Below are 24,306 nucleotides of genomic sequence, written 5' to 3' on the forward strand. Positions count from 1 at the left end.
TCTTTAGGTGGCGGCGTCGCGCTATCGTGCCGCCGTATCAGTGGAGACCATGAAAATGGCAGTTCTTACGCTTTACCACGCCGCGCCGTCGCGCTCATCCATCGTACGCTGGATGCTGGAGGAGCTCGGCGAGCCTTACGATATCCACCTGTTGAGTTTGGTCAAAGGTGAGCAACAGGCGCCCGACTACCTGGCGATCAACCCCATGGGCAAGGTGCCCGCGTTGCGCCATGGCGATGTCATTGTCACCGAGTCGGCGGCGATCTGCACCTATCTTGCCGACGAATTCCCCGCTGCCAAACTGAACGCGCCTGTCGGCGATCCGCGCCGCGGACCCTATCTCAGATGGTTGTTCTTCGCGGCAGGCTGCATCGAGCCTGCGACGGTGGATCATGCCTATCCGCACAAGGAGAAACCGCGGCGTGGGGCACTCGGCTATGGCGACTACGACTCCGTCATGGACGTCACGGCCAAGGCGGTCGAGGCTGGGCCTTATCTCTTGGGCGATCAGTTCACCGCCGCCGACGTGATTGTCGGCTCCATCGTTCGCTGGGGCTTGCAGTTCAAGCTCATGCCCGACCGGCAGGAGTTCACGGACTACGTCGGCCGTCTTGAGGAGAGGCCTGCGCTCCAGCGTACCGTCGCGCTCGATGCGGAGCTCGCGGCGGCATCTTGAGCCCCTTAGCGGAACGCACTGAACAGGCGTAGCAGTAGAGCCGTGCCGAAGCCCCAGGCGCCGTTCACCGAAAGCCCGATCAGAAAGCGCGGACCCATCGCCTGCATCGGTTGCCCCTTCAGGAGGGGCACGACGAAAAAGGCGACGGCTGTGAGCGCCACGGCGCCGACAAGGATCCAGGCGATCCAATAGCTGGCGCCTTCGAGCTGTCCAAGGAGGAGCACAAGCACGAGGCCCCAAAGACCGCCCCAAAAGGCTTTCGACAGAACCGAAGGAATATCGAGGGGCGGGATCGGGTCCATTGACCAGGCGGGACGCGATGGGGGGATGACGCCTGTCTGGTTGAAGATGAACCAAAGCCCCTGATGGAAGATCAGCGTGGCGAGGAACCCGGCGGCGAAGCCAAGGAGCAGCAGTTTGATGGATGGCATGACGGTCTCCCCCTTTTCGCCCATGATGCGCCTTCCGGCATTGAGCGCAACGCTTCACGAGGACACGATATGGTGACGGTCGTCTCTGGCGGGCAGACGGGCGTGGACCGCGCGGCTCTGGACGCAGGCCTTGCCGCGGGCCTCCCATATCGTGGTTGGTGTCCCCAAGGCGGCTGGGCGGAGGATTGGCCCGAGCCGCCCGGAGTCTTTGCGCGCTACCCCGGTCTCAAGGAGACCCCGGCGCGGGTGCCGGAACAGCGCACCGAATGGAACGTTCGCGACAGCGATGCCTTGCTGGTGCTTGTCGATGGACGTGGGCTTACCGTCTCCAAAGGCACCGCGCTTGCCGTTGAGAAAGCGCAAGCGCTCGGCAAGCCGCATGTTGTCATCGACATGGATAGCCCGGATGCGTTGCGGCAAATGGAAGACGTCTTGAGAGAGCGGGGCGCACAGGCGATTTGCATTGCCGGTCCGCGCGAGAGCGAAGCCCCCGGCATCTACGACAAGGCGAAGGCTCTCCTCATGCAGACGCTCGCGGCCAACAGAGCTTAGTCCGTGACGTCGGCCTCGTGCGGCACGACCACGGCGAACATGTCGCCGAGCGCCGAGAGGCTGGCATCCTGCAACTGCGCTGCGGAGACGTCCGCGCCCGTCGCGGGGTTCGGAATGCTGCGTGTCGCCGTGGCGCCGGCAACGACCGTATTCGCGTAGCCGTGGTTGAACGAGGCACGCGTGGTCGAGTTCACGCACATATGCGTCATGAAGCCGGCATAGACGACGTCCTTGACGCCGAGCTTCTTCAGCTCGGCATCGAGCGTGGTTTGTTCGAAGGAGCTTGGGAACTTTTTGACGATGATCGTCTCGCCCTCGATCGGTGCCACCACATCGGCGATCTGGCCGATCGGCGCGGTGATGTCGTATGGCGTCCCAACACCGGCATCGTGCATGATGTGGATCACGGGACGGCCAGCCTCGCGGAATCGTTTGAGAAGGGTGGCGGCCTCTTTCAGCGCAGGCTCAACGCCCTCGAGCCGCATGACGCCCTCACGATAGGTCTGCTGACAGTCGATCAACACCAAAGCGCTATCGGAAATCGGCGATGGGTTCGGGTCCATACCTGTGAGCGTGCGAAGTGTCGGGCTGGCCATGCGTCTCCTCCTTGCGGTCTCGTGCCGTCGCGTGGCGGAAGTCTAACCAAGGACGGGACACAAAGCGGCCCCTCCATTAGTCGAAGACAACTATTTCGGTGAGAGCTCCGTTCGCCACATGGCTCCATTAATCGCTTCGAGCTCGAGCGACGCCGCGCCACCGGCCGGTGCCGTCTCTGCCGGAGGCAATGTGATGCGCGCCCTGGCGTCGGTCTGCCCGCTAAACCCGATCGTCTCAGTCTTGAAGTGCGACGCCCACGCATACGGATAGGTATTGCGTATGGCGCTATCGGGCAGTTGGGCCAGCGCCACCCCGTCCCAGGCGGCAACGGTGTCGCCTGCGGTATCGATCAGCCGAGCGGCGATGACATACGCCGCGCCCGTGTCGGGACCGGCATCCACATAGGCGTCGAAGGTCACCGCGCCATCCGATGAGAGGCGTGTCTCCGACAGGGCGATGTGGTGGCGATGGAAGTTCACCCGTGCGTGCAGCGGCGACACCACGGCGCCGAACAAGAGATGATAGCTGCCGACCGTGCACACGACTGCTATGGCCGCCAACAACAGCCCGAGCGACCTTGTTTTTCCTGGTGGCAGCGGGCCGCTGAATACCCAGGCGCTCCAGGGGTTGCGCGCCGCCCACCCGCTACGATCGATGAAGCGGTCGAGCGCGATGGTGCCGCCGCCGGCCAGGAACACGGCGCTGCTCATCGCGACGCCGGAGACCGCCATGGTCCACTCATCGAGGCACGTGGAGCCCAATCCACCCGAAGATCAGCATCAACGCGACATTGAGGCCGATGCTCACGAATGCCCAGAGCCGGGTTGCCAAGCCGAAGATCAGGCCAAGGCCCACGGCAAGCTCGGCAAACGTCCAACTCCAAACTGAGGCGAGGATCAAATCCGGGTATTGCAGCGTCCACTCGAGAGGCGCTTGCACCCACAACGCTCCGGGCAGGGCATGAACCAGCTTGTTGGCGACGAAACCCGCGGCCTCGAAATCGAGCTTCACCGCGTGATCGACGCCGGCGATCTCATGGAAGTCGTAGAACAGCCGGCGGCTCGCGCCGCCCCAGAAGATGAACCCTTGGACGAAGCGTGTTCCCAACAGCACAATAGCCAGGAGGGAAAAGCAAGCGGGCGTGATGGGAGCATCTCGCTCAAGAGAGTGTGCGTCTGTCATCGTGACCTCGGTGACATGGAACCCGGGTTGGACACTGAACATTGTAGCATTGAGGTTGGCGGCGTAGGCTGGTGATGGTCTGGCGCGTTGGCAACCTGACAATCCAGGGAGGATGCCATGGCTCATTTCACGACAAGGATGATGATTTGCGGCGCAATGCTTGGCGCTTTCGGGATAGCACTCGTCATGCAGGCGGAGCCGGCCCGCGCGTTGGGTGATTGGGTCGAGGGCGAGGAAAGCGACAATTGCGACAATGACGATGGGGCGTTCAACGAAGCCGCCTTTGTCATCGCAACGGAGCCCGAGGCCGGTGAGCGTGTCGCAACGGGTTTCGAAGTCGAGGGGTGTTCGCGCACCTTCGAGAGCAACGTCCAGTGGAAGCTTCTTGGCCGCGACGGGTCGGAGCTGGCCAGCGGGAACACCCAAGGCGGTGGCGTCGATGGCCCGGGCGCGTTCTCCTTCACCGTGCCCTATAACGTGAACGTTGTGCAGGTCGGCCATCTCGAAGTGTTCGAAGAGGATGCCTCGGGCGGCGAAGGCAATCCGCCGGGACGCACGGTCGTCCCGCTTGTGCTCAAGCCGTAGGGCTGAGATACGTCACGGATGAAGCCTGTTCTCGTAATCCAGAATGATGCCAAGGAAGGCGCCGGCCAGCTGGCGACGCTGATCGCCGAGCGTGGGCTTCAGCAGGACACGGTGTTAGGCTTCGACACCGATTACGATCATCTTGACCCTGCGGACTACAGCGCGCTCGTCGTGCTCGGCGGCGCGCAAAGTGCCTACGAGACGGAGGCGTATCCCTATCTCGCCCGTCAGATGGCGCTCTGTCAGGAGTTCATGGACGCCGGCAAGCCCATTGCCGGGTTTTGCCTCGGCGCGCAGATCCTCGCCCGGGCGCTCGGCGGCGAGGTCGTGCCCGGCGCGCAGAAGGAGATCGGCTGGTACGATCTTCAGTTGACCGCGGAGGGCGCACACGACGCCATCCTCGGCGCACATCCCAAGACCTTGCTCGCCTACCATTTTCACGGGGATCGCATTGAGAGCGTGCCGGGGGCCGTCAATCTGGCCTCGTCGGCGCTGACGGAGTGGCAGCTCTTCCGGCACGGTGCAAATGTCTACGGCTTCCAGTATCACGCCGAAGTCGATGCCCCTCTGGTCGAGGTCATGTGCCGCAACAATGCGGATTACATGGCCGCCAACGGGTTCGACGCCGAAGCGATCATCGGGGCAAGCGGGGAGCATCTCCCGGCCTTCGCGAAGGCCTCCAAAGAGGCGCTGCAACGCTGGCTCGACCTCGTTGCTCCGGATTAGGTGCCTTGGGGCCGACTCATGGTAGTTTCCGGTCGGTCTTCAACCGGAGGGGGATAAGACATGCTGACTGCACTCATTATCACGCTGATCGTCGGCGCCATTGCTGGCTGGCTGGCTGGCATCGTCGTTCGGGGGACGGGATTCGGCCTCATCGGCGATATCGTAATCGGCATCATCGGCGCCCTGATCGCGAGCTTCTTGTTTCCTGAGTTGGGCCTCACGCTTACCCTTGGTGGTGGCATCCTTGGCGCGATCATCATGGCCTTCATCGGGGCCGTGATCCTGCTCATTTTGGTGAAGATCATCAAGAGCCTCACCTAGCAGGAAAAACCCAGTAACTTCAGAGCATTAGTGCGGACTCGCATGGGGTCGGGGCGACCCGTCGTGCGGCCGGGCGGCACCATGCTGTCCGAAGCCTCAAGATACAACTTGAGGCAGGAACAATATGTCGCACTAGTTCCGCCGAGTTACCACGGTTTCGTCACAACCTGATCCAGCCTTCGACAGAATTTCCTAGCAAAAGCCCACCCTCGGCGGGTTCGACTCGCAAACGTTAACAACTGTTGAGGAAAATTTATGGGGGTTTTGAGGTCAATTTGCGTGCATGCGGGCCTGCTTATTTTGGGTCTTCTTGCGTTGTTGGTCCCGGCACTTGCAGATGAGGCCAGTAAGCCATCTGCAGTCTCTGAGGAGCCGGCAACGGTAATCGAAGCGACCAAGGGCATTGAGCTTGCGGCGTTCGCTATGGCGGACCAGAGCGTCCGCCCGCGGCGCTACAACACGGTTTCGGAACGCCAGCTTCGCTGCCTCGCCGAAGGCATCTATTTCGAGGCGCGTAGCGAGCCCCTGCGCGGCCAGCTGGCCGTCGGCCGGGTCATCTTGAACCGCGTCCAGAGCAGCTCCTATCCCGACACGATCTGTGACGTGGTCTACCAGAACGATCACCGGCACAATCGCTGCCAGTTTTCCTTTGCCTGCGACGGAAAACCGGACGTGATCGGCGAGCGCCAGGTCTGGTCCCGCGTTCGCGGCTATGCCGCATGGCTGATGGCCAACGATCCGGAGGGAACCGAGTATCAGGTCCTCGCATCGCTGGCTGCCGCGACCCACTACCACGCGGACTATGTGAACCCGCACTGGGCCAAGCATTTCGAGCTGACCGCCCGGATTGGCCGGCATATCTTCTATGCCGATCCGTCGGCCGACCCATCGGCCTAAAGGCTTTCCGGCCTAAGGGCTTTCCAAGGGGGTGGCGATCGGCGACCTGAAGCGCAGCCGCCCCTTTTCCCCTTGTAATTGGCGCTTCAGAGCCTATCTCTAGACTTGGTTCACGCCTATCTCTAGACTTGGTTCACACGGATACCGATCCGGGGGATTTCGACCATGAAACGGCTTCTGATCGTCCTGGCAATTGTCCTGGCCCCGGCGGGGCTCGCCGGCTGTGTGACCGAGCAGACACCGCTTCTGCCCATGACCTTGGGGCCCTCGGAAGCCGCTCAGGCAACGTGCCTGACCTACGGCGACACCCCGACCTTCGGCGATTGCAAGACAGTCGCGAAGACGGCTGCGCCGTCGCAAGCCACTTCCCAAGAGTAGAGACGCCAACCCCTGAAGCCGCATGGCCCTCAAAGGGGGGCCACGGTTGCCGCTGCGCCCGCCAAAGGGTACGACACGGGCGAACATGGGGCTGTAAATCCACGCCTTGAGGCGTGTCCGGGACCCCGGAGAAGCCCCTCGTACACCGATCCGCGGAAGGGAAGCCGTGCCACGTCCCGTCATGTTCAGCTTGAAGCTTGAGAAGCGGCGTAAAGCCCGGCGCTTCGCGCTTCTGATTGCTGTCACGGTCCTCATCCTGGGCCTTGGCATGATTGCGGTCGTGGCGGTGCAAGGCTTCGACCTGCTTGGTGCGGCGGAAGCCGATCGCATGCCGATGGTCCTCGCGGTGCTCGGCGCCCTGGCGGGCCTCGTGTTCCTGTCCCTCATCGCCTATGCCGCCGCGCGGATCTATGGCCGCGTGACGACGCGCTAGGAAAGCTCCGGTGCCCGCGCAAACCTTCGATGTCGTGGTCATCGGGGGAGGCCACAACGGCCTCGTCTGCGCCGCCTATCTCGCCCGCGCCGGCCTCAAGGTGAAGGTGCTGGAGCGGCGCAGCGTTGTCGGTGGTGCCGCCGTCACTGAAGAGTTCCACCCCGGTTTTCGCAACTCAGTGGCCGCCTATACGGTCAGTCTGCTCAACCCCAAAGTCATTGCCGATCTCGACCTCACCGCCCACGGGCTACGCATCGTCGAGCGGCCGGCGATGAACTTTCTGCCGCTTCCCGGCGGCGAGTATCTCCTCACGGGCGAGGGCCGCACCAAATCCGAGATCGCCAAGTTCAGCCAACGGGACGCGAACCGCTACGATGCGTATGGCCACGCGCTCACACGGATCGCCGACGTGCTTCGTAAGCTGGTGCTGACCGCGCCGCCTAACGTCGTGAGAGGGGCGACGCTTTCAGCCTTGCGAGAGCTGGTTCACCTTGGAACGCTCGGCAATCATTTACGCCGCCTCGACCTGGAAGAGCAGCGCCTCCTGCTCGACCTGTTCACGAAGCCTGCGGCGGAGTTCTTATCCGACTGGTTCGAGAGCGAGCCCATCAAGGCGCTGCTCGGCTTCGACTCCATCGTCGGCAACTACGCAAGCCCCTTCGACCCAGGCACGGCCTACGTCCTGCTGCACCACGCCTTCGGCGAAGTGAACGGCAAGAAAGGCGCCTGGGGGCATGCCATTGGCGGGATGGGTGCGATCACCCAAGCCATGGCGAGCTCCGCCGCAGCGTGCGGCGTCGACATCGAAACGGACGCCGAGGTCGCCGAACTGGTGATCGAGCAGGGCAGGGCCGTGGGCGTTGCCTTAAGAAACGGGCAAGCGATCAAGGGCCGTGCCCTTGCCGCCAACGTCAATCTCAAACTGCTCTACACACAGCTGACGTCGAAAGATGCGCTGCCGCGCGCGTTCTCCGAACGCATGGAACGCTTCAAATGCTGCTCAGGCACGTTCCGCATGAATGTTGCGCTGTCGGAGCTGCCGAGCTTCACCGCGTTGCCGGGAAGAACTGCGGGCCCCCATCACGGTGCCGGCATCATCATCGGTCCGAGCTTGGCCTATATGGACCAAGCCTATCGGGACGCGCGCGCCCATGGCTGGAGCCGCGTGCCCATTATCGAAATGCTCATTCCCTCGACGCTCGACGACAGTCTCGCGCCGTCCGGCGCCCATGTCGCAAGCCTGTTCTGTCAGCATGTGGCACCGGAACTTGGCGATGGCCGCAGTTGGGACGACGCGCGCGATGAGGTGGCCGATCTCATGATTGCGACGGTGGATGAATATGCACCCGGCTTCGCGAAGAGCGTGATCGCGCGCCAGGCTCTAACGCCTCTCGATCTGGAACGTGAGTTCGGTCTCGTCGGAGGCGACATCTTCCACGGCGCGCTGTCGCTGAACCAGTTGTTCTCCGCGCGGCCCATGCTGGGCTATGCGGACTATCGCGGACCCTTGCGCGGGCTATACCACTGCGGCGCGGGCGCTCATCCCGGTGGTGGCGTGACCGGCGCGCCCGGTCACAACGCGGCGAAGGTGATCCTCGCCGACCTCAAGCGCCATTTTTCATCTTCGCTTTAACGCGGTCGCCGTTGGCGGCGTGCAGTGCCGGCCGGCACTTGGCGCAGCGACAGCCGATGGGCTTGATGAACGACTCGACATAGTTCTTGCCGTAATTGTAGGCGAGCTCTTCTCCCGGCTTGATGTTGCGTCTCGCCATCACCCATACGCGGCCTTTACGGATCTCGACCTCACAGTTCGGCCGGCAGGAATGGTTGATGTAGCGGGCCGTGTTCAGCTTGTTCCAGCCGTCGATCGTCTTATTGGGCGTGACCTCGAACAGGTAGCGGCTACGGCTCGTTTCCTCTTCCTCTTCGGTCAGCGTGGGCCCGACATATTCGATGATGCAGGCCCCCTTTGGGATGGGCTCTTGCGCAAACAGGCCCTTGCCCGCGGTTGCGCGCCTGACGGCAAGGTCGAACCCGCCGGGCGTGTACTTTGATTTTCTCATGGCCTCGCTTTTGATTTCCGATTCGCCGCTAACGGGCCCAGGTAACCCGCAACGCGGCCCTGTGCAAGGCCGCACAGGACCGCAGGGGCAATGTCCAACGAGGCTGGTGCCTGATGCGTGTCAGCATTAGAATGCCTCGCCGCATGGTTGCGGCGAATAAGGGAGGGAACGATCAAATGGATCTTACAAGTCTATTGGTTCAAGTCGTCTCGGGCGCCGTCGGTGGCGCGGGAACGGGCGCTGTAGCGAAAAACCAATCGCTGGGCACCATTGGAAACGTGATTGCGGGCGCCGTGGGCGGTGGCATCATGGGCCAGCTCATCGGCAATTTTGCAGGACAGATGATCGAGGGTTGGGTCGGCGATATCGCCGGCGGTGCCGTCGGCGGCATCATCCTCACGCTGATTGCCGGCTTCATCAAGAATATGACGGCAAAATAGAGTAGTACGGCGCGGCAGGCCGGGACCTTGCCGCGCCGGCACGTTTTGTGGCGCTACAGCTTCGGCATCACGTTGTCGATAATGGCCTCCCGTGTTGCATCGTCCTTTCCGTCAGGCAAATCTCTCGCCGAGGGTGCGCTACTCGCGCGCACTCTGGATCGAGGTCGGACGTTTTCCGTTCCATGGTGCGGCCGACAACGTCGCTGTCATTCTTCACTCGGAAGCACCCAAGATCTGTTGGGACGGCCATGATTTGTGGCCGATGAGGGGCTTTTACAGCGGCACCGAACCGGCTAGTAAAGACGGCCGGGTAAGGGGAGACTGAAATAATGTCGCGTATATTGCGGGTCTGCGCACTGCTTCTTTGCGGCTTTGCGGCGGTGAGTCTGCCGACGGCGTTGTTCGATACGGCGGGTGCTGCGGCCCAAGAGGCGCCACAGGCCGCCGACAGCGGGGCCCCCAGCCTGCCGAGCAAGCTGCTCCAACCGAATATCGATATCGAAGAGCTCGAATACCGTGTTGTGCCGCTGACCAAGGCGGAGCTCAAGACGCTCGCCGGCGAATGGCTGCTGATCGTCAAAGCCAAGACCGAAGAGGTCATGGAGGCGCAAGTCACCGTTGCGCAGACTGACGGCGCGGTCGAGGACGCAGTACGCGAAAAGCTCACGGAGACTCACAGCGAGCGCAATAAGCTGTTCGACAAATACAGCGCCGTCCTTAATGCCTGGGAGAAGAAGGGCGGCGACCCCGCGGCCATCGCGGAATATAGAGGCTATCAAAGCGCCATCACGCGCGAGGAGACGCAGAAGGCGGACTATAAAACTCTGGCGGCGCGGGCGTTGGCTTGGCTAACCGACGAGGACGGCGGGATAGAACTCGTCAAGGACATCGCCATTGTCGTGATCTCGTTTCTAGGCCTTTTGGTCGTCGCGCGCCTGGTTCGAAAATTCGTTCGGCGCTGGATCGGTCACGTGCCCAACATTTCGAGCCTTCTCCAGGCCTTCGTCATCGGGATCGTTTACTGGCTGGTTCTCGCCTTCGGCCTGATGATCGTCCTGTCTGCGCTCGGTGTCGACATCACGCCGCTCTTCGCCCTGATCGGTGGTGCGTCGATCATCGCCGCCTTCGCCATGCAGGACACGCTGAGCAATTTGGCGAGTGGGCTGCTGATCATGATCTACCGGCCTTTCGACGAGGGCGACTATGTCGACACCGGCGGCGTCAATGGCACGGTCAAGTCCGTCAATATCGTCGCGACCACTGTGGTGACCCCCGACAACAAGGTCATCGTGATCCCGAACAAGAATGTCTGGGGTAATATCATCACCAACGTCACGGCGAGCGACACGCGGCGCGTCGATCTCGTCTTCGGTATTTCATACGATGACTCGATTCCGGAAGCGCTCCACATCCTGGATGAGGCGGTCAAGGCACACCCGCTCGTCCTCAAGGATCCGGCGCCGACAATTCGGGTTAACGAGCTGGCGGACAGCTCGGTCAACCTCATCTGCCGGCCGTGGGTCAAAACGGAGGACTACTGGACAGTCTACTGGGACCTCATGCGCTACGTGAAAGAACTCTTCGACGCGGCGGGCATTTCGATCCCATATCCACAGCAAGACGTGCACTATATCGATAGCAAGCCGGCGCCGAAGCCGACCGCAGGCTCTGTGTTGGCCAAAGAAAAGAAGTCGGCGACTGCTACAGCATCCATTGCGGAGGGCGACGAAGGCACCTCGTAGGAGAAGTTCCAATGTTCAAACCCGCCATCAAGTCCGCTGCCGCGACAATTGCCCTGTCGATGGCACTGGTTGTTTCGGTGAATATGGGTCTTAAAGCGCAAGTGACCGTCGACGTGGCGAAGGTCACGTGTAACCAATTCGCCCTCTACAAAGTCGCCAGCCCGGACACGCTGGCGATTTGGCTGCATGGGTATTACAGCGGCAAACGCGACAATACGGTTGTGGATGTTGAGGCCTTGAAGGCCAATATGAGAAAGCTCCGGAACTATTGCGTGCAGAACCCTGATATAAATCTGATTGAGGCAGTCGAACAGCTCCTTAAACCGTAAAGGCGCGGTCCGAGCGATCAAGACCTAGCGCAAGGTAAGGGGGCGTTCTTGAGAGCGGAATCGACAGCAGGTGTCGAACAGCAGACAGTGCCGTGGTGGACGCCGCCAGGCGAGACCGACACCACGGCCTACGCGGCGCTCATTCTTCCTGGTCTTTGCCGTGTCCCATTTCTATGTCCGCTTCGATCGCTACGCGGAGCGGCATGACGAAGGCACGCCACTGAAGACGACGATCCCAATGCTTCTCATGACCGTATTTGCGTATGAGAGCTTCCCGCCGTTGAGCCATTTAAGCATTCTGCTGCCGCTTGCGCTGATCGCGACGGCGTTCGCGCGTGACCTCACGCTCTGGTTCGAGCCGCGGAAAGAGCACATCCTCAAAGGCGAGCTTGAAGGCGTGCCGCTCGAGGAGCCCGGGATCGGCCTTGCAGGCGGCCGCGCGCACTAGACCGCGTTCGCACGCCAGACCGTTTTAGGTTTTGCCCATAAGCGCCGCACGTTGCTTTAAGAGCGCGTCGAGCTTTTCTTGCTGATCGGAAATGCGCTGGGCGTTGCGCTCCTCGTCGGCCGCGCCGGAATAGGCGGCGGCGTTCTCCATAAGCTCGCGCAGATTGTCTTCGACGATTTGAATGCGCCGTTCGACTTCCTCTAACGATGGTTGGATGGTCATGAATACTCCTGTTGGCATAGTTGGTGTTCGTTAATCAGTATTCGCGTCAGCACCAGCTCGCTTCGCCTGCCGGCGTTCGCAGCAGTTCTTGGACATTGGCTTCGAGCAGCCGGTAGCCGACATTGCCGAACAGCTTCTGCCGGCCGTCATTCATAACGAAGGTCGGGCTACCCTCGATGCGGTTCTTTTGACAGAGGTCGTAATCGACCGCGAGCTGGGCGACCGCTTCGGAGGAGCGAATGCGCCGGTCCACCTCGTCGTAGTCGAGTCCGACGCGCACAGCGATGTCGCGGTGTACATGCCAGTCGGCAATATCCTTCGCCTCGGCGAAGAAGGCAACGCGCATCTCGTGCGCCGCGCGGGTCGAGAGCCGTTCGAGATAGGGCAGGGGTTTGCCACCCTCAAGCTTCGCGGTCTCGATCAGCTCGACGGCCTTGAGAAACAGATGTGCGCTGGCCGAGGTGCGGGGCCGGGCCGTGAGCCACACATCGTCATTCACGCTGACATGCGGAAAGCGCGTGGCGACGTCGCGCACATGCGCGTTGAAGGCCTCGAATCCGCCCTTCGTCTCGATCTTGCTCCAGGCATCCGGGAACACCGAGCAATAGCGCGTCCTGATCTCGACCTCGTCGCCGAACGCCGCAATGAGCTCTTCCAGGCGCCGCTCGGCCACGTATGCCCAGATACACAAGACGTCGGAATAATAGGCGATCTCGATTTTCGGCATGGATGGTCTTTTCCTATCGGCCCTTGACTGTAGCAATCGATACGCCAGATGCAGCGCGCCACTTTGCGCTAGCGCAAATCTAAGGTGTCATGGATGCAAGTCCCGCTTTGCAGGCGCCGAAACGCTGGAGCGCCTCGCCCACCGAGATACTGACTTGTGCAACCGCCTCGTCGATCAGCGCGGCCCGCGCATCGCCGAGCCGCTTCACACCGCCTTCCAGCGCCGCCAGCCGCTCGCTCAGCCGCGCGACGGCCGGTTCGAGAGAAGCGGCGGCTTCGGCCCGCGTCACCTTGAGTTCAGCCGTCAGGGTCCGAACATCGGCAGAGACGCCCTCCAGCGTAGACCGCAATTGGCGCGGCTTGACGTCGACGCGGGACAGCACCGTATCGGTCATGGTCGTGGCGACGTTGTGGGCCAGATTGTTGACTTTGGCAGTTGCAACAAGCGCCAGAACCGACGCGAAGATCACCAGGACCGCGGTGCCGTTGAGCAGCGCCAGAAGCGCCTGGCCGGGCAGGCGCCGCAGCCGGGCGGTAAGCGCCGTGTCGTCTTTGTGTGGTTCGGACATGTCTGGTTCAGGCAATGGGTCCTCCTATCGGAGCGGCGAGGGATCTCCCCGCCGCGCAAAGTCTAGCCTTTGGCCCCGGCCACCGGTACTGCCCCAAAAGGATATCTTCGATACGCGGAAAACCCGACGCGCTCGCGCATTGCGCCGTTAACGCATTTCGTGAGAGGCTGGGTGCACAGGACAGCCCGTAATCGCAACAGACCGATGAGGACGAGGACCCGATGATTGGCAACATGATTGGCAACCGGATCCGCGGCCTTGCAGCGCTGGCCGCTCTCGCAACGCTTCTGTTCGCCGTGCCCGCCACTGTCGTGCCCGCCATTGCCGCGCCCTTCGACGGCGCCTGGAAGATGTCCATGGTGACCACCGACGGCCATTGCGGCGTCATTAGTGTGGGCCTCGCCATTCGCGGCGGCAAGATCAGCTCGATCAGTGGCAAGTTCGTGATGCGTCCGATCCAGATCAACGGCGTCGTGTCGGGCTCAGGCAGCGCCAAGATGAACGGCGTCGCCGGCCCGCGCAAGGCAGCAGGCAACGGGCGCTTCACGCGCACCAAGGGCAAAGGCAGCTGGGACGGCGTCGGTCCGTCGGGCGTGTGCTCCGGCTATTGGATCGCCGTCCCGGTCCGCAGCTGAGGCCTAAGGCGCAGGCTCGATTCGCAATAGCGTCCCCTCGGCGCCGTCGGTGACTGCATAAAGCGTGCCGTCGGTACCGATCTCCAAGTCGCGCATGCGCGTCGTGCCAACGGGAATACGCGTCTGGCCGACGACCTTGCCGTCCTCGATCTCGATGCGGCGGATGTCGCGTGAGGCGAGACCGGTCGACAGCAAGTTGCCCTTCCAGTCTGGAAACGCGGAACCTGAATAGAGCAGAAGCCCGCTCGGCGCGTGCGTGTCGACCCAGGCAAGCGCGGGCGCCTCGAAGTTCAACCCGGCAATGTTCGGCGTGATAACCGAACCGTCCCGATAGTCTCGCCCAAACGTCACCCTTGGCCAGCCGTAGTTTGCACCCTTCTCGACCCGGTTCAGCTCGTCCCCGCCAAGCGGCCCATGCTCGGAGACCCACACCGCTCCGCTCTTAGGATCGACAACAATGCCTTGCGCATTACGATGACCGAAACTCCAGACCTCAGGCTTCGCACCGGCAAGCTCGGCGAACGGGTTGCCGTCCGGCACTGATCCGTCCGGCTTGATGCGGATGACCGAGCCGAAATAGCTCTGCAGGTTTTGCGCCTGCTCGCGCTGCAGCGTGTCGAGAAACTCCAGTGGCGGGTTGCCGCCGTCGCCGATCGTGGCGAGCAGGGTGTCGTCGCCCATGAAGGCGAGCCGTGAACCGAAATGCTGCCCATCGCGCTTGGCTTTGGAGACCTGGAAGATCTGCTTGAAGTCGTCAAGGCCGTCGCCCGTCCACACGGCCCGGCCGATCGCCGTGCGGTTGGCGTCGAGCTTGCCCGTCGCATAGGTGAAGAACAGAAGCTTGTCGTCGGCGAAGTTCGGGCTCGCGGCAATATCGAGCAACCCGCCTTGGCCGCGCACGATGTTGCCGTCGGGGCCGGAGCGCTCGGTCATGACCTCGACAGGGAAGGAGATCTCGGTGTCCGACAGCGTGCCGTCCTTGACGATGCGAATGGCGCCGTCCCTCTGGGTGATGAGGAGCGTCCCGTCAGGCAGTGCCGTCAGCCCCCAGGGAAATTCAAGACCGCCAAGAACCTCGGTGATCTCGACGCCCTCTTGCACCGGCACGAACCCGCGGCTGAGGCGCGTGTCCGCCGTTGCCGCGGTACTGGCGGCGAAACTCACGGCGGCGGCAACAATGACAGTCAGCTTGTGACCCATAACGGAACGCTCCTCTGCCTCAAAATCGGTTCCCATCTCAATCCTTGCGAAGGTAGGGAGCGACGGTGCCGGTTTGAAGACTGTCGCGACCAGTTGTATTTGCCGTGAGTCAAACGCGAGCGTTGTTTTTGTCGGCCGCATCCTCCGTGCTCTCGACCACACGCAGGCGCTTCACCGTCAGGTCCTCGATCTCGACCTGCCCGAGATGAAGCTTCTGCGCCTCGGCCCGGCGGATGCGCAAACGGCCAATGGCCAGCGCGCCAATCGCAAGTGCCCCAATGGCGAGGGCGCCAATGGCTAGCGCACCCGATGCCATGGCGCCCGAGGCAATGGCCGGCACGCGCATCGGCGGCAAGTCAAGATCGCGTCTTCTGCTCCGCCGCCGCGCCATCGCTCAGAGCCTCCCAAAGGACAGAGCCACCTAAGGAATGGCCCGGCCTGTTAGAACCGGCAAGCCGGACCGGATTGCTCGCCTGAAACGGCACGCCTATGACACCCCTCGAAGGGGCATGATCGCTTTGATGCGGACCAAGTGCAAGCGCGCCCCGCAACGCCACCCCCGCTTTCAGGGAGACGGCATCGTCTCGCCCTGCCTCAAGTCCAAAGCGCGACCAGCGCCATAATGGCGATCCCGAGCAGCACCATGGCGAATTTCAGGGCGACGTCTTGGGGTTTGGAGAACTCGTCCTCCACGAGATCGACGACCGCAATGTAGAGGAAAGTGCCGGCCGCGAGCGCATCAAACGTGCCTTCGAACCATTGCGCGCTTTCATTTGAGAGCGCCGCGCCGAGACTGGCGCCAACGGCAACGCCCAATGGTGTCATCGCGGCAAACAGCGCAACGATGCTAATGGACCGCCCGCGGGCGACATGGGCGCGGTGAAGGTTCACGCCGAGCGCGAAGGCGGCCACCCCCTTATGCGCGACAATGGCGATGAACAGCGCGATGGTGGTGGCCACGGAGCTTTCGGCGCCGAGCGCCACGCCGGCGATCACCGAGTGGACGGACAGCACCAGGGCCAAGACGTAAGGCGTGAACGCCGATCCGCTGTCGCTGGCCGCCTCGGCGAGCTGCGCTTCGTCGCCGCGCAACAGAACCTTCTCGATCAGCAGGACCAGCAAGAACCCGGCCGCGCAGACGAGCGAGGCCAGCGGGTAATCGAGATCCGGACCCAGCACCGCGCGGTAGCTGTCGATGGCATCAGGGAGGAGGTGAATTAGGCCTGCACCGAGGAACACGCCGCCGGCCAGCGCGTTGCCCAGCGAGAAGAAGCGGTCGTGCGGCGTGCGGGCCCCGATCAGCACGGGCCAAAGCCCGGCGACGAGGCCGATCAGCCAAATGACGACGATGGCGAGAAGCTTCTGCGCGGCGATGTCCATGAAACCACCCGTTGAATGCGCCAGTGGGCCCGGCGTGACAGAGGTCTGTCAAGTGAACGCACGTCATCGTCCCGCGCCCGTATAGCTCTGCGAAATCTTTGCCACCTGTTCGGGCGTACCAATCGCCACGACCTTTCCGCCGGCGTCACCGCCCTCGGGGCCGAGGAGCTGGCTTAGCTTTGGGCAGCCCAGGGTCGTCTCGAGGGCGGCGATCAGCTCCTCGGTCGTCTCGGGCGCGAGATAGAGCCCGCCGTTATGCTCCGCCAGGCATCGCGTGCCGACGAGACGGTCCTCGTCGCTCCGGGACAAGCCTTTCGCCTTGAGACCGATCACGTGGACGGTGAGCTGCGCGGCGGCGGCGTGAAGCTCTTGGCCGACGCGGCAGGGCGATCCCCCGCACGTATCCCAGCCGTCCGTCAGGACAACGATCAGGCCGGGCTTGCGGCGAAAGTCGAGCACGTCGGCGCTCTGCTGCACGGCGCGCGTCAGCGGCGTGCCGCCAACCGGCACCAGGCTTTGCACCGACGCCATGATCGGGGCAGCGGCGTTCGGCGCCGGTCGAAGATTGAGCGCGATGTTGTCGCATTGATTGAAGAGGCTGGGGACGGGGGTGGGCCCGTAGGTCATCAGCCCGACGCGGCGAAAGCGCGTGACGTTTGGCAGGATCGTCTGAAGCGCGGCGCGCACGAGATCGATGCGGCTGTTGGCGGCGTTCTCGTGCGCGTGTCCCCAGTCACCGCTGGACATCGAGCCGGACGCATCGAACACGATCATGGCATCTTCGGTGCAAGGCGCGGGGTCCGGCTCTTGCGCGGTGGCGGGAAGGGTATGACAGGCGAGGACAAAGGCCGAGGCTGTCGCGGCGATCCGAGCCTTGTTCCTTCGGTTGACGCCTAGATCGGAATCCATCTCGACGACTCCTTTCGGCGCTTGCTACTCCGCGGCTTCGGCCTTCGCGGCCCGACCACGCGTGGCTTTGCCTGACTTCGCCGCGCTGCCACGCTTCGCCAGAAGCTGCTTAAGGTAGTGGCCGGTATAGCTCTCTGAAATCTGCGCCACCTCTTCGGGCGTGCCGGTGGCGACCACGCGGCCGCCAGCGTCGCCGCCTTCGGGGCCCAAATCCACAATGTAATCCGCCGTCTTGATCACTTCCAGATTGTGCTCGATTACGATCACGGTGTTGCCTTGGTCGACCAGCTCGTGCAGCACGTCGAGCAGCTTCGCGACATCATGAAAGTGGAGCCCCGTGGTCGGCTCGTCGAGGATATAGAGCGTGCGGCCCGTGGCGCGCTTCGACAGCTCCTTGGAGAGCTTGATGCGCTGCGCCTCGCCGCCGGACAGGGTCGTCGCCTGCTGGCCCACATGGATATAGCTTAAGCCGACGCGCATCAGCGTCTCGAGCTTGTCGCGCACGGCGGGCACGGCCTTGAACAGCTCGGCCGCTTCCTCGACGGTCATGTCGAGCACGTCGGCGATGGACTTGCCCTTGAACTTGATCTCGAGGGTTTCGCGGTCGTAGCGCTTGCCCTTGCACACATCGCAGGTGACGTAGATGTCGGGGAGAAAGTGCATCTCGATTTTGATGACGCCGTCGCCCTGGCAGGCCTCGCAGCGCCCGCCCTTGACGTTGAACGAGAAGCGCCCGGGCTTGTAGCCGCGCGTCTTGGCCTCGGGCAGCTCGGCGAACCATTCGCGGATAGGCGTGAAGGCGCCGGTGTAGGTCGCGGGGTTCGAGCGCGGCGTGCGGCCGATGGGGGATTGGTCGATGTCGATGACCTTGTCGAGATGCTCCAGGCCTTCAATGCGCTCGTGCTCGCCGGGCAGTTCGCGCGCGCGCGCCGATGTCAGCTTGCGGGCGACGGCGCGGTAGAGCGTCTCCACGAGGAACGTGGACTTGCCGCCGCCGGAGACGCCGGTGACGCAGGTAAAGAGGCCGAGCGGAATCGTGACGTCGATGTCTTTGAGATTGTTCCCCGACGCGCCGATGACTTTGATGTTGCGGCCGCGCTTTGCTTTTCGGCGTTCCTTCGGGATCGGGATCTGCTTTAGCCCCACGAGATATTGGCCGGTGAGGCTATCCGTGTTGGCCATGACTTGTTGCGGCGTGCCTTCGGCGACGACGGTGCCGCCATGCACGCCCGCGCCGGGGCCCATGTCCACGACGTGATCGCTTTCCAGGATCGCGTCCTCGTCATGCTCGACGACGATCACCGAGTTGCCGAGATCGCGCAGGTGCTTCAGCGTGTCGAGTAGCCTCGCGTTGTCGCGCTGATGCAGGCCGATCGACGGCTCGTCAAGCACGTAGAGCACGCCGGTGAGGCCGGAGCCGATTTGGCTGGCGAGCCGGATGCGCTGGCTCTCGCCGCCGGACAGTGTCCCGGACGCGCGCGACAGCGTGAGATATTCAAGGCCGACATCGTTGAGGAAGGTCAGCCGCTCGCGGATCTCTTTGAGGATGCGCGCGGCGATCTCGTTCTGCTTGTCCGTGAGCTGAGCGGGCAGGGCTTCGAACCACGCGCCCGCTTCGCGGATCGACAGTTCGGTGACTTGGCCAATATGCAGCCCGGCGATCTTCACCGCGAGCGCTTGCGGCTTCAGACGATAGCCGGCGCAAGCTTCGCATGGCTGGTCGGACTGGTAGCGTTCTAGCTCCTCGCGCACCCAGTTGCTCTCGGTCTCGCGCCAACGCCGCTCAATGTTGGTAATGACGCCCTCGAAAGGCTTCTCGGTGGAGTAATGCCGCACGCCGTCATCATAGACGAAATTGACGTCATCCAGGGAGCCATAAAGCACGATCTCGCGGAAGTCCTCCGACAGGTCCTTCCACGGCTTCGTCATGGACTGCTTGTAGTGCTTGGCGAGCGACTCCAAGGTCTGCTGGTAATAGGGCGACGTGGCAGACGTGCGCGTCCACGGCGCGATGGCTCCGCGATTGAGCGATAGCGCTTCGTCCGGCACGACAAGCTCCGGCTCGAAGAACAGTTCGGTGCCGAGCCCGTCGCATTCCGGGCAGGCGCCATAGGGGTTGTTGAACGAGAACAGGCGCGGCTCGATCTCCTCGATGGTGAAACCGGAGACGGGGCAGGCAAACTTTGCCGAGAAGATCAGGCGCTTGTCGGGTTCGTCGGCAAATTCGGCGGCGGCGATGCCGTCGGAAATCGACAGCGCGGTCTCCAGCGAGTCCGCAAGCCGGGCGGTCACATCGTTCCGCACCACGACGCGGTCCACGACAACGTCGATGTCGTGCTTGAGTTTCTTGTTGAGGGCAGGGGCCTCGGCGATCTCGTAGAATTCGTTGTCGATCTTGACCCGCTGGAAGCCCTTCTTCTGGAGCTCGGCGAGTTCCTTTTTGTATTCGCCCTTGCGGCCGCGGGCGATCGGCGCCAGCAGATAAAGTCGCGTGCCTTCGGGGAGCTCCAGCACCCGGTCCACCATCTGGCTCACGGTCTGGCTCTCGATGGGCAGCCCCGTGGCGGGCGAATAGGGGATGCCGACCCGCGCCCAGAGGAGCCGCATATAGTCGTAGATCTCCGTGACCGTGCCGACAGTGGAGCGCGGGTTCTTCGACGTGGTCTTCTGCTCGATGGAGATGGCCGGCGACAGGCCCTCGATATGGTCCACGTCCGGCTTCTGCATCATGTCGAGGAACTGCCGGGCGTAGGCGGACAGGCTCTCCACATAGCGCCGCTGGCCCTCGGCATAGATCGTGTCGAAGGCGAGCGAGGACTTGCCCGAGCCGGACAGCCCCGTGATCACCACGAGCTTCTCGCGGGGCAGGTCGAGGCTGACGGTCTTGAGATTGTGCTCCCGGGCGCCGCGGATGGAGATGAACTTGGAGGTCATGCTGTCAGCAATGTCGGAGGATGGGGTCCGTCCTGCAAGGCTTAGTGGCCAAAGGGGCGGTGGACAAGGGTGCGCGGAGGGGTGGCGGCACTCAAGGGATCAGGGCCAGCTTCTTCAGCCGCGACCTTATGGCGCCGGGCTTGCGCCCCAATCGCTCGGCGATGGCCCCCACGCTCTCGCCCGCCTGGTGGCGGCGGCGCAAGTCCTGCTCTTCCGTCTCGGTCCAGGGGGCATAGGCCTTGCCGTGGGCTTTCCGCAGCGACGCCACATCGTAGCTTTTGGGCGCGGCTTCGGTCCCGCTTGCGCCGCAATCCTCGAGAAACGCCGCGTGCCGCTGGGCCAATTCGTCCGGCCCGAGGCGTTCGAGGACCTGAAGCGCGTCGTGGGACGCGCGCCGAAATTCGGCATCCGTGTCGATGGCCGCGGGATGCACAAGCAACGCCCGCTCGTTGAGCCCCAAAAGGTGCAGACCGGACAGGCTGCGCAAGCGGGACAAGGCCACATAGCCCTGGCCGTATTCGAAGGCGCGGGACAGGTCGATCACCGCGGCGTCGAGCGACATGCCCTGGCTCTTGTGCACAGTGATGGCCCAAGCGAGCCGCAAGGGAATTTGCGTCACGCTCGCGCGCTCTTTGCCGTTCTCTTCGATCTTCCACGTCACAGGCTCGGCGAAGATGCGTTTGCCGCTGCGCGTGCGCACGATGGGCGAGCCTGTTTCGGAATCGAAATCCTCCACGGTCCCGAGCGTGCCGTTGACGTAGCGACCGGCCGGATCGTTCTTGGTGAACATCACCACGGCATTCTTCTTTACGGCGAATTCGTCCGGAGACAGGCAGCCACGCTTCAGCGCATCGATCGAGGGCTTCGCGCCCTTAGCGGTCATGGCGAAGGTATGAGTCTCACCGTCGAGCTTTGCGAGTTGCTGCTGGTTGATCTCGTCCACGGCGGCATTATGCGTAAACAGCCGCGTGCGGCTCGGCGGTAGCTGATCGCGGTCGACCATGCGTGCGGCCAGACGCTCCCGGTGAATGCCCGTGCAGGCATTCGAGCGGATGGCGTCGAGAATATCCAGAAAGGGCTGATCGTCTTGCCGATGTTGCTCCGACAAATAGCAAACCATGGGATCGAGATCGCGCCATGCGGCAGAGGCATGCGCGAAGGCCGAACTGGAGTCTGCGTCTTCTTCCGCCAACGGCAATGCGCTGGAATCGAAGCGTCGGCGTATGACCGGTGGCAACTGGAAGAAGTCGCCGACCAACACTACTTGCATGCCGCCGAATGGCGCGTTCGTCGCCCGGATGTGACGGCAGACTGTATCCGCCAGCGTCAAGGCGCGCGGCGGCAGCATGGAGACTTCGTCGATAATCAGAACGCTCGTCTTCTCAATGCGCGCAGCGAGACGGCGATTGCTCGCCAGCACATCCAAGTCCCGCCGCGTCAGCGCCTCGCGCACACCGATCCCGCTCCAGGCATGGATCGTGACGCCATGCCCGTGGGTGGCGGCGATGCCGGTCGAGGCGGTATAGGCGACATCGACTCCGGCTTGCGCCAAGTCGCGGAGATAGCGGTTCACGGTGTGGGTCTTGCCGCTGCCGGGCTGGCCGGTGAGGAAGATGCTGGCGCCTGTCTTGAGCAGCGCCAGCGCCTCGTCTTGCGTCATTCCTGTCTCCTACCGAGCCCTAGGCGCGAGCGCGCCAATCCAGCATAACGGATTGGACCGGCGCGAATCGCGCCCCCACAGCCGCCAATAGAGACACATATGAGCATGACGCGTACGCAGATCGCCATCATCGCCGGTATCGTCCTTGTTGCCGGTGCCGCCCGCTACGCCATGGGCCACCCGCTCATCTGCAAATGCGGGGGTGTGCAGCTCTGGCATTTCGATGTCATGAGCTCGGAGAACTCCCAGCACATTTTCGACTGGTACACGCCGTCCCACGTCATCCACGGCTTCCTGTTCTAGTTTTTCTTCTGGCTCATCGCGCCGAAGAGCTCGTTTGGCACCCGGCTCATTCTGGCCGTGCTGCTCGAGGCAAGTTGGGAGATGATCGAGAACACCGACTACGTGATCAACCACTATCGAAAGGTGACGGTCTCGCTCGATTACTACGGCGACAGCGTGCTCAACTCCGTGAGCGACATCCTGTTCATGATCGTGGGCTTCGTCCTGGCCGCATGGCTGCCGGTCTGGGTGACCGTGCTGCTTGCAATCGCGCTCGAACTGTTCGTCGGCATGATGATCCGCGACGGCCTCACTCTCAACGTCATTATGCTTTTGTGGCCGAGTGAGGCGATCCTGCAATGGCAGAATAGCAGGTGAGCCCTAAAGCGGCACGCGGATGCCGAACACCATGATCAACACCAGCCAGGCATAGGCCACCACGGTCGGGTAGAAGGTGATGCCGAAGCCGAAGGCGCGCAGATATGGGTTCGTGTGGTAGCCGACCCAGAACAGGATGCGGCCAAGCACGAACAGCACCGTCAGGATCGGCAGCGTACGCGCCTCCTCGATCGGGCAGTACATGGCCAGGCCCGCCATGGCGATGAACCAAGCCGTGAACTGCTCGAACGTGTTGAGGATGAACTTCGTATTGATGTCCACCGGCGAGTTGGGCTTCGGCACCTGGCCGACGAACATGGACGGGTCGAGCCGCTGCGCGGCGACGATGCAGATGGCAATCACGCCCGGGATGATGGCGATCACCGCGTCCTTGATGACGAGGGCCAGGCGGTCGGCAATGCCCCAGGCCTCCGGCGTCCAATGCCAAAAGGTCTTTGCAAGCGCGAAGAACGCAGCCGCAAACATCCAATTGCCCACCAGCGTGGCGATGAACGGCCACTGCCTCGCGGTGAACCCAAAGGATTTGGTGCGCGGGTCGCGCCGCTTGGTCTTCTTGCGGCGCACGGGCGACCGTCGTTTAGCAACAGAACGCTGCATGATTCCATTCGTAATGCTTATGCGCGCTGACGATCAGGTCCCTCACGCCGCCAGCAGCCGCTTTCAACCCGTTCTAGCCATAGGGCCCGTGTTTTGAAACCCTCAAGAGCGCGACATGGTAGACGAAGGAGAACAAAACAGGTACACTGGAGATCCAGCGGCAGAAATTGTGGAGTTTGTGGACAGGTTCGGCGCCGGGATGATGTTCGCTGGCAGGCCGAGGCCGACCTGCCTAGAGTACAGGATTGCCTACGAGGTGCTGTCCCGCCTGGTCAAGGCATCTAAGGCGGCGCAGCTGTGGGGAGGTTCAAAACATGGCCGGATCGATCAACAAAGTTATTCTCATCGGCAATCTCGGCGCCGATCCTGAAGTCCGGCATACCCAAGACGGTCGGCCCATCGTCAATTTACGCGTGGCGACCTCCGATAGCTGGCGCGACAAGAACACTGGCGAGCGTCGGGAGAAAACCGAGTGGCACCGCGTGGTGATTTTCTCGGAAGGCCTGGCGAAGATTGCCGAGCAGTACTTGAAGAAGGGCTCCAAGGTCTACCTGGAGGGCGCGTTGCAGACGCGCAAATGGGAAGATCAGTCCGGCCAGGAGCGCTACACCACGGAGGTCGTCCTCCAGGGCTTCAACTCCACGCTCACGATGCTCGACGGACGGCGCGACGGCGGCGGCATGGGCGAGAGCGCCGGAGGCGGTGGCGGCGACTTCGGCCGCACCAAGCCGCTTAGCAGCAGCGGTGGCGGCGGGTCCTTCAACAAGGAACTCGACGACGAGATTCCGTTCTAGCGATCGTCGTTTCAGCAAGACAGGATTGAGGTTCGCGGCGTCTCGTAAGCGCGTGATGGCGCCTGATGTGGGTCTGTTTTCGGGGCCTTTGAGGGCGGAAAATTCCGGTCGCCGAAAGGGTCCGCGGCGGCCTCTTTGTTGCAGGCATAAAGTCCTGAAAAGCAAGGGAAAATCATCCGCGTAGCGGGCGCATTCGATG

At 62.7% G+C, this 24,306-nt stretch carries 30 protein-coding genes and 1 pseudogene; 16 read left to right on the top strand and 15 right to left on the bottom strand.

Annotated features, from left to right (window positions below; translation table 11 throughout):
• Nucleotides 1–55 precede the first annotated feature (55 nt).
• The gene (locus tag ABY454_RS03780) at nucleotides 56–676 is read left to right on the top strand and encodes a glutathione S-transferase family protein (RefSeq protein ID WP_372928840.1); all 621 of its coding nucleotides are present in this window, start codon (nucleotides 56–58) and stop codon (nucleotides 674–676) included.
• A gap of 5 nt (nucleotides 677–681) precedes the next feature.
• On the opposite strand, the gene ABY454_RS03785 is transcribed toward ABY454_RS03780, so the two are convergent.
• Nucleotides 682–1,107 (bottom strand): hypothetical protein, encoded by a 426-nt coding sequence (locus tag ABY454_RS03785; RefSeq protein WP_372928841.1) that lies wholly within the window; start codon nucleotides 1,105–1,107, stop codon nucleotides 682–684.
• 69 nt (nucleotides 1,108–1,176) lie between these two features.
• Here ABY454_RS03785 and ABY454_RS03790 point away from each other — a divergent pair, with 69 nt between their 5' ends.
• Nucleotides 1,177–1,659: a YpsA SLOG family protein gene (locus ABY454_RS03790; RefSeq protein WP_372928842.1), complete on the top strand. Its 483-nt coding sequence runs from the start codon at nucleotides 1,177–1,179 to the stop codon at nucleotides 1,657–1,659.
• Here ABY454_RS03790 and ABY454_RS03795 read toward each other — a convergent pair.
• The 3 genes from ABY454_RS03795 to ABY454_RS03805 form a co-directional block, all read right to left on the bottom strand.
• Nucleotides 1,656–2,255, bottom strand: coding sequence for a cysteine hydrolase family protein (locus ABY454_RS03795; protein WP_372928843.1), 600 nt, complete (start codon nucleotides 2,253–2,255; stop codon nucleotides 1,656–1,658). The two genes, ABY454_RS03790 and ABY454_RS03795, sit on opposite strands and share 4 nt — an antisense overlap.
• Nucleotides 2,256–2,345: 90 nt before the next feature.
• Entirely contained in the window at nucleotides 2,346–3,017 is a 672-nt protein-coding gene (locus ABY454_RS03800) for a TQO small subunit DoxA domain-containing protein (RefSeq protein WP_372928844.1), read from the bottom strand.
• Nucleotides 2,995–3,438, bottom strand: coding sequence for a TQO small subunit DoxD (locus tag ABY454_RS03805; protein WP_372928845.1), 444 nt, complete (start codon nucleotides 3,436–3,438; stop codon nucleotides 2,995–2,997). Before ABY454_RS03805 ends, ABY454_RS03800 begins: the two co-directional genes overlap by 23 nt.
• A 117-nt stretch (nucleotides 3,439–3,555) precedes the next feature.
• Here ABY454_RS03805 and ABY454_RS03810 point away from each other — a divergent pair, with 117 nt between their 5' ends.
• The 7 genes from ABY454_RS03810 (at nucleotide 3,556) to ABY454_RS03840 (ending at nucleotide 8,411) form a co-directional block, all read left to right on the top strand.
• Complete coding sequence (locus tag ABY454_RS03810; RefSeq protein ID WP_372928846.1) at nucleotides 3,556–4,023, top strand: Gmad2 immunoglobulin-like domain-containing protein; 468 nt, start codon at nucleotides 3,556–3,558, stop codon at nucleotides 4,021–4,023.
• Between the two features lie 18 nt (nucleotides 4,024–4,041).
• Nucleotides 4,042–4,749, top strand: coding sequence for a type 1 glutamine amidotransferase (locus ABY454_RS03815; RefSeq protein WP_372928847.1), 708 nt, complete (start codon nucleotides 4,042–4,044; stop codon nucleotides 4,747–4,749).
• Between the two features lie 60 nt (nucleotides 4,750–4,809).
• The gene (locus tag ABY454_RS03820; RefSeq protein WP_372928848.1) at nucleotides 4,810–5,070 is read left to right on the top strand and encodes a GlsB/YeaQ/YmgE family stress response membrane protein; all 261 of its coding nucleotides are present in this window, start codon (nucleotides 4,810–4,812) and stop codon (nucleotides 5,068–5,070) included.
• A 255-nt stretch (nucleotides 5,071–5,325) separates the two neighbouring features.
• Nucleotides 5,326–5,967 (top strand): cell wall hydrolase, encoded by a 642-nt coding sequence (locus ABY454_RS03825; RefSeq protein WP_372928849.1) that lies wholly within the window; start codon nucleotides 5,326–5,328, stop codon nucleotides 5,965–5,967.
• Between the two features lie 165 nt (nucleotides 5,968–6,132).
• The gene (locus ABY454_RS03830) at nucleotides 6,133–6,345 is read left to right on the top strand and encodes a hypothetical protein (RefSeq protein ID WP_372928850.1); all 213 of its coding nucleotides are present in this window, start codon (nucleotides 6,133–6,135) and stop codon (nucleotides 6,343–6,345) included.
• 166 nt (nucleotides 6,346–6,511) lie between these two features.
• On the top strand, nucleotides 6,512–6,778 hold the full coding sequence (locus ABY454_RS03835; protein WP_372928851.1) for a hypothetical protein: 267 nt from the start codon (nucleotides 6,512–6,514) through the stop codon (nucleotides 6,776–6,778).
• 10 nt (nucleotides 6,779–6,788) lie between these two features.
• Nucleotides 6,789–8,411, top strand: coding sequence for a phytoene desaturase family protein (locus tag ABY454_RS03840; protein ID WP_372928852.1), 1,623 nt, complete (start codon nucleotides 6,789–6,791; stop codon nucleotides 8,409–8,411).
• Here ABY454_RS03840 and ABY454_RS03845 read toward each other — a convergent pair.
• Nucleotides 8,383–8,841, bottom strand: coding sequence for an SET domain-containing protein (locus tag ABY454_RS03845; RefSeq protein ID WP_372928853.1), 459 nt, complete (start codon nucleotides 8,839–8,841; stop codon nucleotides 8,383–8,385). The genes ABY454_RS03840 and ABY454_RS03845 overlap by 29 nt on opposite strands.
• 176 nt (nucleotides 8,842–9,017) lie before the next feature.
• Here ABY454_RS03845 and ABY454_RS03850 point away from each other — a divergent pair, with 176 nt between their 5' ends.
• From ABY454_RS03850 to ABY454_RS03865, 4 genes are all read left to right on the top strand, one after another.
• Complete coding sequence (locus ABY454_RS03850; protein WP_372928854.1) at nucleotides 9,018–9,281, top strand: hypothetical protein; 264 nt, start codon at nucleotides 9,018–9,020, stop codon at nucleotides 9,279–9,281.
• Between the two features lie 329 nt (nucleotides 9,282–9,610).
• On the top strand, nucleotides 9,611–11,023 hold the full coding sequence (locus tag ABY454_RS03855; protein WP_372928855.1) for a mechanosensitive ion channel family protein: 1,413 nt from the start codon (nucleotides 9,611–9,613) through the stop codon (nucleotides 11,021–11,023).
• Nucleotides 11,024–11,034: 11 nt separating this feature from the next.
• The gene (locus ABY454_RS03860; protein WP_372928856.1) at nucleotides 11,035–11,352 is read left to right on the top strand and encodes an HdeA/HdeB family chaperone; all 318 of its coding nucleotides are present in this window, start codon (nucleotides 11,035–11,037) and stop codon (nucleotides 11,350–11,352) included.
• Between the two features lie 70 nt (nucleotides 11,353–11,422).
• Entirely contained in the window at nucleotides 11,423–11,800 is a 378-nt protein-coding gene (locus tag ABY454_RS03865) for a hypothetical protein (protein WP_372928857.1), read from the top strand.
• A gap of 24 nt (nucleotides 11,801–11,824) precedes the next feature.
• Here ABY454_RS03865 and ABY454_RS03870 read toward each other — a convergent pair whose 3' ends face one another.
• The 3 genes from ABY454_RS03870 to ABY454_RS03880 form a co-directional block, all read right to left on the bottom strand.
• Complete coding sequence (locus ABY454_RS03870) at nucleotides 11,825–12,022, bottom strand: hypothetical protein (RefSeq protein WP_372928858.1); 198 nt, start codon at nucleotides 12,020–12,022, stop codon at nucleotides 11,825–11,827.
• 46 nt (nucleotides 12,023–12,068) lie between these two features.
• Nucleotides 12,069–12,749, bottom strand: a complete 681-nt coding sequence (locus ABY454_RS03875; protein ID WP_372928859.1) for a DsbA family protein — start codon at nucleotides 12,747–12,749, stop codon at nucleotides 12,069–12,071.
• 79 nt (nucleotides 12,750–12,828) lie between these two features.
• Nucleotides 12,829–13,317 carry a hypothetical protein gene (locus tag ABY454_RS03880; RefSeq protein WP_372928860.1) on the bottom strand — a complete coding sequence of 163 codons (489 nt, stop codon included), beginning with the start codon at nucleotides 13,315–13,317 and terminating at the stop codon, nucleotides 12,829–12,831.
• 221 nt (nucleotides 13,318–13,538) lie between these two features.
• Between ABY454_RS03880 and ABY454_RS03885 the strand changes: the two genes are divergently transcribed.
• A complete protein-coding gene (locus ABY454_RS03885; RefSeq protein ID WP_372928861.1) occupies nucleotides 13,539–13,952 on the top strand; it encodes a hypothetical protein in 414 nt (137 codons plus the stop codon).
• A 3-nt stretch (nucleotides 13,953–13,955) separates the two neighbouring features.
• Here ABY454_RS03885 and ABY454_RS03890 read toward each other — a convergent pair whose 3' ends face one another.
• The 6 genes from ABY454_RS03890 to ABY454_RS03915 all read right to left on the bottom strand — a co-directional run bounded on the left by ABY454_RS03890 (nucleotide 13,956) and on the right by ABY454_RS03915 (nucleotide 22,035).
• Nucleotides 13,956–15,188 carry a PQQ-dependent sugar dehydrogenase gene (locus ABY454_RS03890; protein WP_372928862.1) on the bottom strand — a complete coding sequence of 411 codons (1,233 nt, stop codon included), beginning with the start codon at nucleotides 15,186–15,188 and terminating at the stop codon, nucleotides 13,956–13,958.
• A gap of 73 nt (nucleotides 15,189–15,261) precedes the next feature.
• Nucleotides 15,262–15,498, bottom strand: coding sequence for a hypothetical protein (locus ABY454_RS03895; protein ID WP_372928863.1), 237 nt, complete (start codon nucleotides 15,496–15,498; stop codon nucleotides 15,262–15,264).
• A gap of 248 nt (nucleotides 15,499–15,746) precedes the next feature.
• Nucleotides 15,747–16,532 (bottom strand): ZIP family transporter, encoded by a 786-nt coding sequence (locus tag ABY454_RS03900; protein ID WP_372928864.1) that lies wholly within the window; start codon nucleotides 16,530–16,532, stop codon nucleotides 15,747–15,749.
• A 63-nt stretch (nucleotides 16,533–16,595) separates the two neighbouring features.
• Complete coding sequence (locus tag ABY454_RS03905) at nucleotides 16,596–17,441, bottom strand: VWA domain-containing protein (RefSeq protein ID WP_372928865.1); 846 nt, start codon at nucleotides 17,439–17,441, stop codon at nucleotides 16,596–16,598.
• Between the two features lie 24 nt (nucleotides 17,442–17,465).
• Nucleotides 17,466–20,375 carry an excinuclease ABC subunit UvrA gene (gene uvrA, locus ABY454_RS03910; RefSeq protein ID WP_372928866.1) on the bottom strand — a complete coding sequence of 970 codons (2,910 nt, stop codon included), beginning with the start codon at nucleotides 20,373–20,375 and terminating at the stop codon, nucleotides 17,466–17,468.
• 91 nt (nucleotides 20,376–20,466) lie between these two features.
• A complete protein-coding gene (locus ABY454_RS03915) occupies nucleotides 20,467–22,035 on the bottom strand; it encodes an ATP-dependent RecD-like DNA helicase (protein ID WP_372928867.1) in 1,569 nt (522 codons plus the stop codon).
• Nucleotides 22,036–22,134: 99 nt separating this feature from the next.
• Here ABY454_RS03915 and ABY454_RS03920 point away from each other — a divergent pair.
• Nucleotides 22,135–22,695, top strand: a pseudogene (locus ABY454_RS03920) (DUF2585 family protein).
• 3 nt (nucleotides 22,696–22,698) lie between these two features.
• On the opposite strand, the gene ABY454_RS03925 reads toward ABY454_RS03920, so the two are convergent.
• Complete coding sequence (locus tag ABY454_RS03925) at nucleotides 22,699–23,313, bottom strand: MAPEG family protein (protein WP_372928868.1); 615 nt, start codon at nucleotides 23,311–23,313, stop codon at nucleotides 22,699–22,701.
• Between the two features lie 314 nt (nucleotides 23,314–23,627).
• Here ABY454_RS03925 and ABY454_RS03930 point away from each other — a divergent pair, with 314 nt between their 5' ends.
• Nucleotides 23,628–24,107 (top strand): single-stranded DNA-binding protein, encoded by a 480-nt coding sequence (locus tag ABY454_RS03930; protein ID WP_372928869.1) that lies wholly within the window; start codon nucleotides 23,628–23,630, stop codon nucleotides 24,105–24,107.
• The last annotated feature ends 199 nt before the right edge of the window (nucleotides 24,108–24,306 follow it).

This window comes from Methyloceanibacter sp. (assembly GCF_041573655.1).
Taxonomy (GTDB): Bacteria; Pseudomonadota; Alphaproteobacteria; order Rhizobiales; family Methyloligellaceae; genus Methyloceanibacter.